We start from the raw sequence: 14285 nt of genomic DNA on the forward strand, positions 1-14285 counted from the left end.
GTCCGACGCCGTGCTGTGGACATCGTCGAGGACGTTCTGCACCGCCTCGTCCACATCGCCGAGGACATGGCGCGCGACTCCGATGCGCAACACGATCGACGCCATGTGGTGGGCCACGAGATCGTGTAGTTCACGCGCCACCGCGCTGCGTTCGGCGACGCGGGTGCGCTGCTCTGCATCGAGGCGTCGAGCTTCGGCCTCCTCGGCGCGAAGTCGATACGACTCGGCCAGCGCCCGCTGGGCCCGAAAGTAGAACCCCGTGGACAAGGGCAGCGCCACCAGCGCGACAACCGAGATCATGGTGGTGAGCGTCCAGAAGCTCGAGTGGTCGTCCAGCCACGCGCCCAGAAGGACGGACGCGGTCCAACCCGCGGACGCCAGAAGTATCGACGGCGTCCTGGGTGAACGCGCGACCACGTCTGCCAGCGCGAACGCGCCGAGGTACGGAACGAGTTCCGACAGACCCCAGGCCTGACTTGCGAACATCGGTACGGCAAGCGCCGAGATCACGAGCGAGACCGGAACCGGCGCCCGGGCCCCGACACAGAACGCGGCGGCGGAGGACATGGCGAGAATCCAGAATGTCGTGGACACCTCGAACTGGCCGGGGAATGCGCTGGCGATCAGCAGCAGAGGGACCACGACGAGTGGCAGGACCCGAAGTATTCGAGACAACGCGGCTTCCTTCGATCAATTGTGTTGCATGCCCGAGTGGCTCGGCGACATCGGCAGAGCTTCAGCCGACTCTCCGGGACCCACGACCACGAACTGGCCCATCATGCCCCGATCCTCGTGCATCAGCAGGTGGCAGTGGTACATGTAGGGCATCGACGGGTCGGTGTACTCGGAGAACTGCAGCGCCAGACGAATCCGCTGTCCTGGCGCCGTGTACACCGTGTCCTTCCATCCTGCCAGCTCGGCCGGAGGTGGTGAGCCGTCGATGTCGATGATCCGGAACTGGGTGTCGTGAACATGGAAGTTGTGCGGCCAGTTGTCGGCGTTGGTCACGGTCCATATTTCGAGGGTGTCGACGACGGAGGTGTGGTCGATGCGAGTCATGTCCATTTGCTTGTCGTTGATCATGAACCACCGCAACTCGAAATCACGTTCCGCGGCCGGATTCGACACGTCCAGCGCGGGAAGCGTGGCCAATTCGGGCGGAACCGATGGTGTTGCCGTCACACTGTCGCCCGCACGTATTTCGAGGATGTCGAAGGTGTCGGTCATGCCGTACGAGGCGGCCTTGTCGCTTTCGACACCACCGTTGCCCTCGATAGGAAAGGATCGCAGTGTCGAGACCGAACCGGGAGTGACCTGCAGTACCACTTCGATTCGTTCACCGGGGCTCAACGCGATTCTGCTCGACCACACGGGGTTCGGGAGCAACCCGCCGTCGGTGGCAACCAACTGGAACCGACGGGAATCGTCGAATCCCAGGTTGTAGAGACGACCCGAGGACCCGTTCAGAATGCGCAGTCGGATCTTGTCGGTGGAGGCGGACACGAAGGCTCCGACGGCCCCGTTGGTGACGATGGTGTCGCCGAGTAACCCAATGTCGGTCGAGTTCGACTCGTCGAGCGTGCCGTCGGCATCGAATCTGCGGTCTTGGATGATCAAGGGGATGTCGTCGACGCCGTAGTCGGAGGGGAGGCCGAGTGCGTCGGAGTCGTCGTCGTCCACCAGGAACAGCCCGGCCAGGCCGCGGTACACGTGTTTTTCGGTGCTGCCGTGCGGGTGTGGGTGATACCAGAGCGTGGCCGCCGGCTGATCGACGACCCATGTCGGATTCCATTGCGCGCCAACGGTGATGGTCTGGTGTGGGCCTCCGTCGAACCTGGCCGGTACATGCATGCCGTGCCAGTGGACACTCGTCGATTCGGTCAGTGCATTGGCTATCGCGAACGAGACGCTCTCACCGCGACGCGCGCGGAGCGTCGGGCCGAGTATCGAGCCGTTGTAGCCCCACGTCGGAGTGTGTCGTCCGGACAGCATCTCGCTGGACCCCGCTGCCGCTACCAGCTCGAAGTGACGAGTGCCGTCGGCGTCGACCGTGCCTGTCTCCAGCGGTGGGATCGGCAAAGGACGCAGGGAGCCGGGGGCAGAAGGCGAGGTCGTCTCGGAACCGCCTGTGGCCGAGGAGCATCCAGCGAAAACGACGATGGGGACGGCCGTGAGGCCGGTCAGAAAGCGTCGGCGAGACAGGTGGTGCATCGTTCTCCTTGGTCGGTAACCGTGACGGATGTGTCACGGACGTTCTCCGACCAAGTCTTGTGTGGCTGCTGTGCTGTTCACTCCTCCCGCAGGACGACCGTCGAGTCCTACGTGGGGGTCTTGACGGTGGCGCCGCCATGTTGTATCGAGTGGCTTCGGTGATCAGTCGTCGATGATGAGCACCGGGGTGTCCTTCTTCAGGATTCGGCCCTTGAAGAACTCGGGCATCCGGATGGCGATGACGAACATCAGAACCACGCCGAGGGCGATGATGCCGACGCCGATGAGGAACACCATGCCGATTCCGAACAATGACGAGCCGCTGCCGAACTCCGGGTCCCACGCATCGACCGAGGTCTGCACGAACACGACCGCCATGCCGATCCCGCCGAGCAGGGGAGCGAGGAATTTGAAGAGGAAGTTTCGCGCCGAGGTGAACAGTTCCTCTCGGAAGTACCAGACGCACGCGAAAGCCGTTATGCCGTAGTAGAAACAGATCATCAACCCAAGGGCCGCGATGGTGTCGGTGAGTACGTTGTCGCTGACCACACGCATGACGGCGTAGAACCCGGCCGACGCGACGCCGGCGACGATCGTCGCGAAACCCGGAGTGCTGAACCGAGGGGTGATCGAGGCGAAGCGTTTCGGGATCGCCTGGTAGTGACCCATTGCCAGCAATGTGCGGGCGGGCGAGATGAAGGTCGCCTGAAGTGAGGACGCCGAGCTGCTGAGGACTGCGAGCGACAGAAGCACCGCGAACGGGCCCATCACCGGACCTGCCAACGCGGCGAACACGTTGTCCGTGGTGTCCGGATTCTGCAATCCGTTGCCGGTGTCGCCGGTTCCTGCGAACAGAAGCGTCGCAACCGCTGTCAGCAAGTACAGGACGATGATGAAGAAGACGGTCACGATCGCGGCGCGACCCGGGATCTTCTCGCTGCCCGCAGTCTCCTCGTTGACCGTCAGGCAGACGTCCCAGCCCCAATACATGAAGATCGACAGTGACAGGCCCGCCGTGAACGCCGAGAAGCTCTCGATACCGAACGGGTCGAACCAGCTGAGGCTGAAGCTGATGTCGTCGGCGCCCTCGCCCTGTCCGATCTTCACGAACGCGGCGATGATGAACCACGCCATGACCGCGAGCTGGAACGACAGCATCGTGTACTGCACTTTTTTGGTTTCCTGCATACCGCGGTAGCAGATCCACGCGGCCAGCGCCATGAATACCAAGCACGTGATGATGTTGACAAGCTTGTTGCCCGACAGGTCCGCGAGCGAATCGTTGCTGGTGACCTGGGCGAGGAAGAGGTAGAAGAAGTCGACGGCAACGCCCGCGAGGTTCGACAGAACGATGATGGTCGCGGCGATCAGGCCCCAACCGCCCATCCAACCGATGTACGGGCCGAAAGCTTTGGACGCCCAGGTGAACGACGTACCGCTGTCCGGTTCGGCGGCGTTCAGCTCGCGATATCCCAGTGCTACCAACAACATCGGGATGAATCCGACGATGAAGATCGCCGGCAGGTTGACGCCGACCTCGGATACCGTCGGCCCGAGGGATGCCGTCAGTGCATACGCGGGCGCGATGGTGGAGATGCCGAGTACGACGCTGGCAAGCAGTCCGAGTTGACCGGCGGACAGGCCTTTGGATTCGACCTGAACATCATAGTGCTCCTTCATGATCGATCTCCTACTCCGCGTGGTACCACGATCATCGGGACGGGAAGAACGCGCAGGATCTTCGCTGCGGTGGAGCCGAGGAACAACCGTCGAGGCTGGCCGAGTCTGCTCGACCCGACCATCAGAACGTCACCGTCGTGCCATTCCAGCGACGACACGGCCTTCTCGATTCCGTTGCCCTCCGCGACGATCGACTCCACTTCGGTGCCTGTCGGCAGCGATTCGAACGCCTTTCGGAGGTTGTCGTCGGCCTTGGCCATGTCGCGTTCGCGTGCGGCGTGAGTGTGGGTGTCCTCGCCCGCCGCACGACTGTCTATCGACACCAGTGAGACGAGGCGGAGGGGGAGGTGAGCCTCGGTGCTCAGTTCGAATGCGGTGTCGGTCAACACCTCGGCGCCGGGGCGATTTCCGACGGCGCAGGTGATCCCTCGTAGCCTCTCGACCTGGCTGTGCCGAGTGCCGCGGGGTGCAAGCGCCAATGGCACGTGGGCCACGTGCAGCAGCTCACTGGTGACGCTGCCGATCGCGTGCCTGCCGAGGAGGCCGTCGCTGGCCGCGCCGACGACGATCATGTCCGCGTCGCGCTCGGTGGCGATGTCGATGAGTCCCCGCGCGAAGGATTCGTCGAACAGCAGTTGTCCCTCGGCCACGATGTCGTCGGGGACGAGCGCCATCGCCTTGGCGAGCCACTCCGTTGCCTGCTGAACGAGGATGTCGTCGTAAGCGACCTCGACCGGCGCTTTCGACGGCACCGGCCGTTCGCACGGAAGGACGATGCAGATGTCCAACGTAGCGTTGAACGTTCGGGCGAGTACCGCGGCGAGAGCGATGCCGTCCTCGCCGCTGGGCGTGGCTTGGTATCCGACGATCAGGCGCATGTTGCTGCCTCTCTAGTGCTGCGAATCTCTAGTGGCACGAACTGTCGGGGTCGGTGTGGCAACTCTTGGCCGGTGAGGCCGCCACGTCCAGGGATGGGTTCCGATCGAAGAAGCCGAACGGTTTGAGCCAGAACGAGACCGTGTCCGCGGGCATCACCGGCCAGTCCTCGGGCCGGGTGATGTGGTGGATGCCGAAGGTGTACCAGAGCACGACATCGGTGTTCTCGATGGACCGGTCCGCCTCGGTCCACTCGGGAAGACCGTGGTCGACGCCACTCTGGTTGACGAATTCGCCACTGGGCCAGCGTTCGTCGGGTGAATTGGGAGTCACCCACACGGTGTGACCGATGACCTGAGCGCGTTGGAACACCGGCGATGCAGGGTCGAACATCGACGGGATCGCGGCACCGGGCACGAGCTTGTAGGCCGGATGCGCACCGAGACCGTTGGTCACGTTGTCGTTGACGACCTTCCACGCTTTCTGCGTGTGCCAGTCGTAGTCCTGCTTGCCCTCGGACTCGGTCGTCAGCGGGGTGTTGAGCTGTGTCAGAGCGAGGCCGTACGGATTGTCCGGGCCCATCGGAACCTGTTTCGTCTCACTGGCATAGACGGTGTTCTCGGTGCCGTCGATGTCGAGATCGAGCCGAGCGACCAGAAAGTGCTGGTGGTAGGGCGCATAGGTCCGGTTGTCGACGAGCGTTCCCGACGGGTGGGTGCCGCCTTCGTCGAAGTGGGTGACCACCATGATTCCCGTCGCGCGGACCTCGCATTCGATGTTGCCGTCCTGGTACAAGCGCCAGTAGACGAGGTACTCGTAGTTCGCCACGGTGGCGTGGAAACTGACCGTGAGCCGACGCATACGCCGGACCTCGGCGCCGGCGTCGTGATCGACGTGCTTCCACAGGACGGCGTTGTCCTCCTCGTGGATGCAGATCGCGTTGGTGATCGTGTACGGCTCGCCCTTGCTGTTGTGCAGCACGGCGTCGAGGTACCGGATCTCACCGAGGCAGTCGCAACCGAGTTCGAGTGAGGTGGTCATGAAACCGAGACCCCATTCGCCGATGTCGAACGCAGTACGACGATAGTGGTCCTCGGTGTGATCGCGATAGGGAACGACCATCTCCGCGAACGACATTCGATTGGCGACCGACCGCACGTTCCCGTTGTCGTTGTAGGTGACGGCGTGCAGCGTCATACCCTCGCGGTAGTTGAACCCCACGCGCAGGGTCCAGTTCTGCCACGTCAACTTGTTGCCGTCCAGCTCGAACGACGGCCCGTCGGGTTGGGTGATCTCGAGGGGCTTCAGCGGCGGCCTCGTGCTCGAGTTCCTGATCCGTTCCGGAATGTGCCGTGGCACATACTCGCCCATGATCTCCGGTCGCTCGACGCGATAGGTGTCCTCGATCTCGAGCAATTCCATCGTGTTGACATCGATGACGCAGTGGAAGCCGCCGACCGGTCCTGCGTACGGATTGGCACCCGCCGCGGCCTTGACCCAGGTATCGGACCAGCCGAGGCGTCGACCCTTGTACTTCTCGGGGGTCACTGCCTCGCCGTAGGTCCAGGTGTCCATGAACACCATGTCCAGGTCGGTGATGCCTCGATCTGCAAGAGCAGCAATGACATCGGGATGCGCACGTAGTGCGGCATCGGCTTCCTCCCACTCGTCGACGGTGAAGTTCGGTTGCACGTCCGGGATGTGCGTCCAGGACTCGATGACGAGTTCGTCGAGCGAGACGACGGCCTTGAACGTCGTGTTGTCGGTTCGGTTCAGCACGACCGTCACGGCCCGGCGGGCCGGCACCGTGCCATCGGCGTCGAAGGCCGCGATCTCGGCTTTCGACGGTTCGATCATCTCGATCGAGGCGTACCGCCAGCCGTCGCCGACGGCGTGGTCCCGCGCGAGTGTGGCTGCTACCGAGCTGAATTCCTGGGCGGACAGGGGGTCCAGGGGGTGAAAGGTCATGCGATGGTCTCCGTCGAGCTCATGACGTGCTTGATGCGCGTGTAGTCCTCGACGCCGTAGGCCGAGAGATCCTTGCCGTACCCGGAGTACTTGAATCCGCCGTGGGGCATCTCGGCGACGAGTGGGATGTGACAGTTGACCCACACGCAACCGAAGTCGAGCGCGGCCGAAAGGCGAAGGCTCCGTCCATGATCGGAGGTCCACACGCTCGACGCGAGTCCGAAGTCGACGTCGTTCGCGAGGCGGATCGCCTCGTCCTCGTCGGCGAATTTCTGGACCGTCAGCACCGGCCCGAAGGTTTCCTCCTGGACGATGGGGTCGGATTGCTCGACGCCGGTGATGATGGTGGGCTCGAAGAAGAAGCCGGTGTCGCCGATGCGCTTGCCGCCGGTGGCGATGGTGGCGTGTGGGCCGATTCCTTCGACCTTGGCCTTGACCTGGCCGAAATGGTTCACGTTGTTGAGGGGTCCGTAGAACGTGTCGGGATCGTCGGGGAGGCCCACCTTCACCGACTTCGCTTTGGCGACCAACGCATCGACGAGCTGATCGTGCACGGACTCGTGTACCAGCACCCGCGTGACGGCGGTGCAGTCCTGACCGGCATTGAAGAATGCCGCGTCACCGATTCCGTCTGCTGCTTTCGCGAGGTCGACGTCGTCGAACACCACCGCAGGTGCCTTGCCTCCGAGTTCGAGGTGAGCGCGTTTGAGCTCCTTGGCCGCACCGACGGCCACCGCGATACCTGCGCGCACCGAGCCGGTGATGGATACCAACGCGGGAGTCTTGTGTTCGACGATGGCAGCACCGGTGCCGCCGTTGCCGAGAACGACGTTGAATACGCCGTCGGGAATGATGCCCTTGGAAATCTTGGCCAGCACGAGCGTGCTTTCGGGGGTCGTGTCGCTCGGCTTGAGAACGATGGTGTTTCCCGCCGCGAGTGCGGGACCGATCTTCCAGATGGCCATCATGAACGGGTAGTTCCACGGCGTCACTTGGCCGACGACACCGAGTGGTTCACGTCGGACATAGGAAGTGAAGCCGTCCATGTACTCACCTGCGGACTTTCCTTCCAGCATGCGTGCTGCGCCCGCGAAGAAGCGGATCTGGTCGGCGCCTACGGTGATCTCCTCGGCCGCGATGGTCGCCTTCGGCTGCCCGGTGTTGCGGCTCTGTGCGTCGACCAACTCGCCGCTCGCGGCTTCGATGGCGTCCGCAAGCTTCAGCAGAACCTTTTGGCGCACACCGGGCGTCGTCTTGCCCCAGGTAGCGAAAGCCTCGCGGGCCGCGGTCATTGCCGCGTCGACGTCGGCTGCGTCGGAAATCGGGGATCTGGCGACACCTGTTCGTCGACGGGGTTCACGACATCGAGAAGTTCACTGCCCGAGGGCGTCACGAACTGTCCACCGATGTAGTTCTGTAGGACCTGCACAGTCATCGTGTTCATCCCATCTTCGACACATGTTTCGGTTCTGCACAGCGTGCACCCGCCGAGTGATCTGCGCTACCCGACAAGATGTCGATTCGATTGCAACAAGACAGGACGAAGTGGTGTGCAGCTCCGTGGTTGGTGTCGGCTGACGACACCGGTACCGTCGTGCCATGACTGAGGGGAAGGCGCCGACGCAGATCGGCGACGGCATCTGGGCGTTTCTGTGGGAGCCGGGGGGCTGGGGTCAGACCAACACGGGTCTTCTCGTCGATCCTGGTTCGGCGTCGATGGTGATCGATACGGTGTGGGACGTCGACCGTGCGGAGCGGACGGCAGCCGAGACTGCGGCGTTGGTACGGGACGCGCCGATCACCGAAGTCGTCAACACCCATTCCGACGGAGATCACTGGTGGGGCAACGACACCGTCCCCGCCGACGCTCGAATCACGACCAGTTCTGCGTCGCTGCACGCGATGAAGGAAGAGACGCCGCCGTCGGGAGTGCACGCGTTCGCTTCGCTCGGCGCACTCGTCGGGTGGGTGCCAGGACCCGTCGGCGCGATGGGCGGGTACATGGATCGTGTCCGCGGCGGCGCTACCTTCCCCCGCAAGACTCCGAGGATGCCGGACCACACTTTCGACGTGACCGAGACGATCGCCGTCGGCGGCAGGGATGTGCACCTGAGGTACCTCGGTCCGGCGCACACTGTCGGCGACCTCATCGCGCACGTGCCCGACGCCGGAGTCGTGTTCACGGGTGACCTGTTGTTCATCGGGTCCACGCCGATCCTGTGGCACGGACCGCTCGGCAATTGGATCGATGCCCTCGACCACCTGCTGTCGCTCGACGCTCGGTTGTACGTGCCGGGGCACGGTCCAGTGTGTGGAACGGCCGAGATCTCCGCACTGCGTGACTACTGGACCTGGGTGGACGCGGCCGGCCGTGAACATTTCGATGCGGGCGTCGATGCACCTCACGCAGCTCGAAACATGATGCGATCCAAGGAGTTCGAGCAGTTCTCCGTGTGGGACTCGCCGGAGCGATTGGTCCTGAGCATGTCGACGCTGTATCGACTGTGGGAGGGCAAGCCGGCGGCGCCGCCGACCATAGCTCGCCGAGCGCGGGCTTTCGCAGGAGCCGGGGCGCTTCTTCGAGAGTGAGGTAGAGGGCGTCACTGCGCGGTGGTCGTCTGCGGGCTCGGGTGCGCGCTGAGCTTGCGGACCCCCGTGAAGCCCACGAGGCCGACGACGATCAGAGTGATTCCGAGCCACAGTGGCCCCGAGTCGGTGATGAGAAGCGAGACACCGACGATCCCGATGAATGCCGGGATCCAGTTGAACAATTCGATCAGCGGCAGGGGCGGATCCGTCGGGATGCCCGCAGCCATCGCCGCCTTGTTGGGAGCCACATCCGGATACCACTCGGTGAACGCGACGGCGAACAGCATGGCGCCGATCTGCAGGATCCACCCCGTCCAGAAGTTGTCCGAGGTGTCCAGCACGATGACCCCGTACAGGCCTGCCAGTGCCGAGAAGCTGAACGCGAGTGCCCACGCGAGCGTGATGCGGTAGTTGACCTTTCGGAACAATGGAGTGTCCCAGACTTCCTCCTCCACCTGTTCCTTCGCGTACTCGAGCGTGAACGGATTGCGCAGCAGAATCGAGCCGAACGCGAACACCACGAGCGCGATGTTGGTCATTTCACCCGACCACAGTTCCATCCACGCGATCGTCCCTGCCGTGGCGAAGAGCCCGATGGCCGAGATGATCGCGAAGTACGAGACGTCGAACAGTTCCATCTTCTTCACCCGGCCGCCGTTTCGGTGCCCGAGGGCGATGAACAGCACCGACAGGCCGAGGGCGATGCTTGCGGCTTCCTCGAACCTCCCGGGTCCGACGATGAGCGACATCGCGATCCACGGCGTGAGCCCCGACAACGGGGATTCGAGGAAGGCGTCGATCAGGTTGCGTTTCTTGTCGGTGGCTTTCTCGTGTCCCATCAGATGATGGTCCACGGTCGGCGCCGCCGCGGAAAGATGAAAAAGGGGGTGAAATCAGCGGACCAGATACGGTGACACCGAGCTGCGGTGTTCGTCGATGTCGAGTTCCTTGCCCAGTGGCGGGAAAGCACGCTGCGGGCAGTTCGATCGTTCGCAGACTCGGCAGCCTGCTCCGATGGGGGTCGCGACGGAAGAACCGTGTAGATCGAGCCCGTCTGCGTACACCAATCTCCCCGCATGGCGGATCTCGCATCCGAGGCCGATGGCGAAGGTCTTGCTCGGCTGGCCGTATCGGGCTGCGCGTCGTTCGACGGTACGGGCGATCCACAGGTAGCTGCGACCGTCCGGCATCTCGGCGATCTGGGTCATGATCTTGCCTGGATAGGCGAATGTCTCGTACACGTTCCACAGCGGGCACGTGCCCCCGCTCGACGAGAAATGAAAGCCCGTCGCGGACTGACGTTTGGACATGTTTCCTGCGCGGTCGACGCGTACGAACGAGAACGGCACACCGCGGAGGTTCGGTCGCTGAAGGGTCGACAGTCGGTGGCAGATCGTTTCGTAGCTGACCGAGAAGAACGCCGACAGTCGTTCGATGTCGTATCTGAAGTCCTCTGCCACGTCGTGGAACAGGTGATACGGAAGGACCGTCGCTGCGGCGAAGTAGTTGGCGAACCCGAGTACCGCCAGCTTCTTCGACTCCTCGCTCGTGAACCCTCCCTCGTCGACCATCTTGTCGAGCAGGTCCGCGCACTCGAGGTACGCGAGTTCGGCGGCGAACTTGAACATCTTCTGGCCACCTGACAGGTGCGGCGAGATCTCGAGAAGACGAGTGTCCGGATCGAACCTGTGCAGCACGTTCTCGCCGAGGTCGATCCGGTTGACGATCTTCACCTCGTGCACCGATTGCAGACGCTTGGCGATCTCACCCGCTATGTCCGCACGATGGAATCTGATGCGCGAGGTCAATTCCTCTGCCGCTGTATCCAACTCGTGGAGGTAGTTCTGACGCTGGTAGAAGTAGTCGCGTACCTCCTCGTGAGGCTTGCTGATCGCACCGCTGCCACTGCCGTCGCTGAACCGTTCCTCGGTGGCCGCCGCCAGCTGAGCCGTCGTGTTTCGGTAGCGGCGGTGCATGTTGACCATGGCCCGTGCCAGCTGCGGATGTGAGGACACCATCTGGGCGATCTCGTGGGCGTCGGCGACGATGCCCATGTCCTGATCGAGCGCGACCTCTCGGAGTTCAGCGACGAGGCGGGTGTCGTCCTCGGAGGAGAAGAACGAGGTGTCGACGCCGAAGACCTCGGAAATGCGAAGAAGTACGGGCACAGTCAGCGGACGAACGTCGTGCTCGATCTGGTTGAGATAGCTGGCCGAAATCTGGAGCTGACCGGCGAGTGCGACCTGGCTCATCTTGCGTTCGGTGCGCAACTGTCGCAGCCGCGCTCCGACGAACGTTTTCGACATGGGCGCCAGGCTACGCCTGCGAAGAAGTTACTTAACAACCTTCGCCTGGTCGGTGAAACGTCACGATCCGGATCGTTCGTCACGATTCGGTCGACCGGGGGAGCGGAACCGTCGGAAGAGGCGTATACCGAATACATGCTCGTTTGCACAGGTAACTAAGAGGGAGACACCATGTCTGACAATTTTCGTGAAGTCATGCGCGACGCGCTCGTGTTGGTCACCGGCGTCGTACTCGTGACGTCGACGATCTGGCTGCCGGTCGGCGACGACACCGGAGTGTCGGGGGCGATCCTCATCCTCGGGATGGTCTCGGCCGGAACGGCGCTGTGGGCGATGTCGAGCGCGTCGAGGTCGAGTCACTGGGCGCACGTCACGCTCGGCGCGATGCTCGCGCTGTCGCCGGTCGTGCTCGCTTTCCCTGCCGGTCTCATAGCCGCAGACATGTTCGCTCTGGTCGGGGGCGTGATCATCGCAGCAATGGGCGTTCTCGGTGTGTTGGACAGTGCTCGCGCAGCTGCTTCGTCGAGCACCCTCGTTGCTTCCTCCAAGCAAGTGCGGGCCCGGGTCGCACGGTAGAGCCAACGGGAGGACCGCGGACCATGGAGTAAAGTGATTCTGGTCACAATTGCTGACCGAAGTTCGCAAAGGACCGACTTTCTGGCTCGATTCAGACGATGCACACCAAGCCGTACGTTTGTCCGGTTAGATTTCCTCAAATTGCGTTCACGAACTGCGGTTTCTCCTACTGGCGAGTAATTAAGCCTGTCCGATCGGCGAGGTTCATACAGCCAGAAACTTCGCAACGTTAGCAAGGGGTTGTCGAAAGGTAGCCAAGATTGGCACTAGGAACAGGTAGACGGGCCTTTTTGGGTGTGCCATTGTTTGGAAGAACACCCGCAGGGCCTGGCAATGGTGTGAAGAAATTCGCACGAGCCGGCCGCACAGATCAGAAATAGAACTGGAGCTGAGATGTCGACCACCGGCACACCGAAGACCACCGAAGAGATCCAGAAGGACTGGGACACCAACCCGCGCTGGAACGGCGTGACGCGTAACTTCACCGCCGAGCAGGTTTCGAAGCTGCAGGGCACCGTCGTCGAAGAGGCAACTCTCGCTCGTCGCGGCTCGGAGGTCCTCTGGGATCTCGTGAACAACGAGGACTACATCAACTCGCTCGGTGCGCTCACCGGCAACCAGGCAGTACAGCAGGTCCGCGCTGGACTCCGCGCGATCTACCTCTCCGGCTGGCAGGTCGCCGGCGACGCCAACCTTTCGGGCCACACCTACCCGGACCAGAGCCTCTACCCGGCCAACTCGGTGCCGACCGTCGTGCGTCGCATCAACAATGCGCTGCTCCGCGCCGACGAGATCGCCAAGGTCGAAGGTGACACCTCGGTCAGCAACTGGCTCGCCCCCATCGTCGCCGACGCCGAAGCCGGCTTCGGTGGCGCACTGAACGCCTACGAGCTGCAGAAGGCCATGATCGCGGCCGGCGCTGCAGGCGTGCACTGGGAGGACCAGCTCGCGTCGGAGAAGAAGTGCGGCCACCTCGGCGGCAAGGTTCTGATCCCGACCCAGCAGCACATCCGCACCCTGACCTCGGCACGCCTCGCGTCCGACGTCGCCGACGTGCCGTCGGTCATCATCGCCCGCACCGACGCCGAGGCCGCAACCCTCATCACGTCCGATGTGGACGAGCGCGACGTGCCGTTCCTCGACGGAACCCGCACTGCCGAAGGCTTCTACGGTGTCAAGAACGGCATCGAGCCGTGCATCGCCCGTGCGAAGGCCTACGCCCCGTACGCAGACCTCATCTGGATGGAGACCGGCGTGCCGGATCTCGAGGTTGCGAAGAAGTTCGCCGAGTCGGTTCGCAGCGAGTTCCCCGACCAGCTCCTGGCCTACAACTGCTCCCCTTCGTTCAACTGGAAGGCGCACCTGGACGATTCGACCATCGCGAAGTTCCAGAAGGAGCTCGGCGCGATGGGCTTCAAGTTCCAGTTCATCACGCTCGCAGGCTTCCACTCGCTCAACTACGGCATGTTCGACCTGGCACACGGCTACGCCCGCGAAGGCATGACCGCGTTCGTCGACCTGCAGGAGCGCGAGTTCAAGGCTGCCGAAGAGCGCGGCTTCACCGCCGTCAAGCACCAGCGTGAGGTCGGCGCAGGCTACTTCGACACCATTGCCACCACCGTCGACCCGAACACCTCGACGGCAGCTCTCAAGGGCTCCACCGAAGAGGGCCAGTTCCACTAGGCCAGCCCGCCTCTTTCGGATCTTCAGCGCACTAGTCAGGCGGTCCCAGCGTTTCGCTGCGGGCCGCCTGACTCGTATGACGCCGGCTTTGGCGTTCCACGACAGAGTTACCCCCATCTCACCTGAAGCTGTTGCCCAGCAACATGACTGAAAAGGAGTGTGCCGTGACGGTTGAGCGAGTAGGCGTCGTCGGTGCCGGTCAGATGGGCGCTGGTATCGCCGAAGTATGTGCCCGCGCACACGTCGACGTGCTGGTCTGCGAACAGACACGCGAGTTGACGACCGCAGGACGCGCACGCATCCTGCGGTCGCTGGACCGTGGCGTCAGCAGCGGCAAGATCACCGAGCGCGAACGTGACCACGCCGCCCGACGGCTGCGCTTCACCTCCGATCTCG

Annotated in this window: 11 protein-coding genes and 1 pseudogene; 4 read left to right on the forward strand and 8 right to left on the reverse strand. The window is 63.2% G+C overall.

All coding sequences use genetic code 11. The annotated features are described in order from the left end of the window. From A2J03_RS25820 to A2J03_RS25845, 6 genes and pseudogenes are all read right to left on the reverse strand, one after another. Positions 1–675 (reverse strand): histidine kinase (locus A2J03_RS25820; protein ID WP_197480966.1); only part of this gene is annotated, 675 nt, incomplete at its 3' end. Positions 676–690: 15 nt separating this feature from the next. Continuing rightward, positions 691–2211 carry a multicopper oxidase family protein gene (locus A2J03_RS25825; RefSeq protein WP_068379941.1) on the reverse strand — a complete coding sequence of 507 codons (1521 nt, stop codon included), beginning with the start codon at positions 2209–2211 and terminating at the stop codon, positions 691–693. Between the two features lie 162 nt (positions 2212–2373). Further along, on the reverse strand, positions 2374–3891 hold the full coding sequence (locus A2J03_RS25830) for an APC family permease (protein WP_068379944.1): 1518 nt from the start codon (positions 3889–3891) through the stop codon (positions 2374–2376). Further along, a complete protein-coding gene (locus A2J03_RS25835; protein WP_068379947.1) occupies positions 3888–4769 on the reverse strand; it encodes a universal stress protein in 882 nt (293 codons plus the stop codon). Before A2J03_RS25835 ends, A2J03_RS25830 begins: the two co-directional genes overlap by 4 nt. 28 nt (positions 4770–4797) lie before the next feature. Next, on the reverse strand, positions 4798–6735 hold the full coding sequence (locus A2J03_RS25840) for a primary-amine oxidase (protein ID WP_068379950.1): 1938 nt from the start codon (positions 6733–6735) through the stop codon (positions 4798–4800). Beyond that, positions 6732–8170: pseudogene (locus A2J03_RS25845) on the reverse strand (gamma-aminobutyraldehyde dehydrogenase). Before A2J03_RS25845 ends, A2J03_RS25840 begins: the two are co-directional and overlap by 4 nt. A gap of 164 nt (positions 8171–8334) precedes the next feature. On the opposite strand from A2J03_RS25845, the gene A2J03_RS25850 reads away from it, so the two are divergent. Next, complete coding sequence (locus A2J03_RS25850; protein ID WP_068379953.1) at positions 8335–9324, forward strand: MBL fold metallo-hydrolase; 990 nt, start codon at positions 8335–8337, stop codon at positions 9322–9324. Positions 9325–9335: 11 nt separating this feature from the next. Here A2J03_RS25850 and A2J03_RS25855 read toward each other — a convergent pair whose 3' ends face one another. After that, a complete protein-coding gene (locus A2J03_RS25855) occupies positions 9336–10163 on the reverse strand; it encodes a hypothetical protein (protein ID WP_068379955.1) in 828 nt (275 codons plus the stop codon). A 54-nt stretch (positions 10164–10217) separates the two neighbouring features. Beyond that, positions 10218–11630, reverse strand: coding sequence for an acetate metabolism transcriptional regulator RamB (gene ramB, locus A2J03_RS25860; protein ID WP_068379958.1), 1413 nt, complete (start codon positions 11628–11630; stop codon positions 10218–10220). 171 nt (positions 11631–11801) lie between these two features. Between ramB and A2J03_RS25865 the strand changes: the two genes are divergently transcribed. From A2J03_RS25865 to A2J03_RS30215, 3 genes are all read left to right on the forward strand, one after another. Beyond that, entirely contained in the window at positions 11802–12206 is a 405-nt protein-coding gene (locus A2J03_RS25865) for an SPW repeat domain-containing protein (RefSeq protein ID WP_068379961.1), read from the forward strand. Between the two features lie 393 nt (positions 12207–12599). Next, positions 12600–13889: an isocitrate lyase gene (gene aceA / locus A2J03_RS25870; protein ID WP_068379966.1), complete on the forward strand. Its 1290-nt coding sequence runs from the start codon at positions 12600–12602 to the stop codon at positions 13887–13889. A gap of 203 nt (positions 13890–14092) precedes the next feature. Beyond that, positions 14093–14285, forward strand: a 193-nt coding sequence (locus A2J03_RS30215) for a 3-hydroxyacyl-CoA dehydrogenase NAD-binding domain-containing protein (RefSeq protein ID WP_442971413.1), incomplete at its 3' end; no start/stop codon positions are given.

Source organism: Rhodococcus sp. EPR-157 (assembly GCF_001647195.1).
GTDB lineage: Bacteria > Actinomycetota > Actinomycetes > Mycobacteriales > Mycobacteriaceae > Rhodococcoides.